This is a genomic window from Bradyrhizobium sp., assembly GCF_049798375.1.
GTDB lineage: Bacteria > Pseudomonadota > Alphaproteobacteria > Rhizobiales > Xanthobacteraceae > Bradyrhizobium.
Map to the genome: position 1 here is coordinate 1 of NZ_JBARGP010000317.1, position 1907 is coordinate 1907.

Sequence of the window (1907 nt, forward strand, 5' to 3'; positions counted from 1 at the left end):
ATGTCGGGTCGCGCGACCCAGCCATTATCGAATTCCAAGGTCTCGGAATAGGCCGAGCAGATCACCGAACCGTCCGCGTTGACGAGGCGGATATCTTTGGTCGCGGAGCTCCGATAGACGTGAAGCCGGATCGCCTGCAGCGAACTTGTCTCGCAATTGGCGAGGCCCCGGCTTGCGAGCTGATCCAGGCTGGCGGCGCCGTAATCGACGGCGAATTCGGCACGTCGCAGCATGACCTCGGTCAATTCACCGATCTGCCGCGCCTGCTGGCGATGGATCAGGGTGGTCGCTGCAAAATGGCCTGCCAGTCCAAAGACCAACGTACTCGCAACCACGAGCGCCAGGAGAGCGAATTTCGGCCGTCTTAGGATCATCCGGCGCATCGTGGTTAAGAAAAGATTGACCCGTATATTAGCCGGAAAAGCGCTAAGATTAGGTATAAGGGTGGGGCGCATTATGCGGCATTCACGGTATCGGCGCGCAGATCAAAGGTTGGACTGTCAATGGCCATCCATCAAGCTGCCCAGCAGGGGTTTTCGCAGCAATCGTCGACCTATCAGCGCGGCCGTCCCGAATACCCTGCCGAGCTGCTCGGCTGGCTCGATCATGATCTCGGAGCGCGCGCCGGCGCCGACGTGGTCGACCTCGGCGCCGGGACCGGCAAGTTCACCACGCTGCTGGCGCGCCTCGGCGCCGGCGTCACCGCGATCGAGCCCGTCGATGCGATGCGCGAGCGGCTGATCGAGGCTGTGCCAGGCGTGCGTGCGCTGCCCGGCAGTGCGGAAAGCATGCCGCTCGATGACGCGTCGGTGGACGCGGTGGCCTGCGCCCAGGCCTTCCATTGGTTTGCGAATGAGGCGGCGTTGGCCGAAATCCACCGCGTGCTGCGGCCGGGCGGACGGCTCGGCCTGATCTGGAACGTCCGCGACGAGCGCGTCGACTGGGTTGCCGCGATCACCGGGATCATCACGCCGTATGAAGGCGACGCACCGCGCCATTACACCGGCCGCTGGCGGCAGCCGTTCGAAACGCAAAACCTGTTCACGCCGCTGCAGCGGACCAGTTTCTCGCATAGCCATGTCGGCAGCTTCGATCAGGTGGTGATCGACCGCTTCATGTCGGTAAGCTTCATCGCCGCGCTGCCGGAGCAGAACAAGCGTGAGATCGAAGCGCGCATTCGCGCGCTGCGGGACGTCTATCCGGCGCTGCAAAGCGAGACGATAGCGTTTCCCTATCAGACCGAGGCGTGGCTCAGCGAGCGCATCCGCTAGCGAGACTCGCCCTGCCATGCCGAACGCTCATCCCAACGATCTCGCCGGTATCGCCGACCATCTGCGCCGTACGCAGGGTGCCGCACGCCGGCTGGCTGCGATCGCCGGTCCGCCGGGCGCTGGCAAGAGCAGGGTGGCGGAGATGCTGTGCGCCCAACTGAATCAGCAGGATTGGAGCTTTGCGCATGTCCTTGCGATGGACGGCTTTCACTTCGATGATCGCGTGCTGGAAGCGCGGGGTCAGCTGATACGCAAGGGCGCGCCTGATACGTTCGACGTCGATGGCCTTGCCGCCATGCTCGACCGATTGCGTACCGACGATGGCCGCGAGATTGCGGTGCCGGTGTTCGACCGAATGCTGGAGATCGCCCGCGCCGGCGCGGACATCATTGCCGCCGAGAGCCGGATCGTGATCGTCGAGGGCAACTATCTGCTGCTCGACGATCCCGGCTATCCAGCCTGGGCCGCTCTCGCGCCGCGCTTCGATGTCACGGTCATGCTGGAGGTGCCGCGTGCGCGGCTCACGGAGCGGCTCGCCGCACGCTGGCGCGGCTTCGGCATGGACGACGCAGCCCTGACGGCGAAGGTTGAGGGGAACGATCTCGTCAACGCCGACCTCATCGTCGCGCGCAGCCG

Annotated in this window: 2 protein-coding genes and 1 pseudogene; 2 read left to right on the forward strand and 1 reads right to left on the reverse strand. The window is 64.7% G+C overall.

All coding sequences use genetic code 11. The features are described from left to right. Window positions 1-374, reverse strand: a pseudogene (locus WA702_RS13500) (EAL domain-containing protein); the annotation flags it as partial. 129 nt (window positions 375-503) lie between these two features. Between WA702_RS13500 and WA702_RS13505 the strand changes: the two are divergent. Together WA702_RS13505 and WA702_RS13510 are read left to right on the forward strand one after the other, a co-directional pair. After that, a complete protein-coding gene (locus WA702_RS13505) occupies window positions 504-1271 on the forward strand; it encodes a class I SAM-dependent methyltransferase (protein WP_425111028.1) in 768 nt (255 codons plus the stop codon). 16 nt (window positions 1272-1287) lie between these two features. Beyond that, on the forward strand, window positions 1288-1907 hold a 620-nt coding region (locus WA702_RS13510), incomplete at its 3' end, for a nucleoside/nucleotide kinase family protein (RefSeq protein WP_425111029.1).

Coding starts and splice junctions, on each gene's coding strand:
- WA702_RS13505 (WP_425111028.1), top strand. CDS start 504: ATGGCCATCCATCAAGCTGCCCAGCAGGGGTTTTCGCAGCAATCGTCG.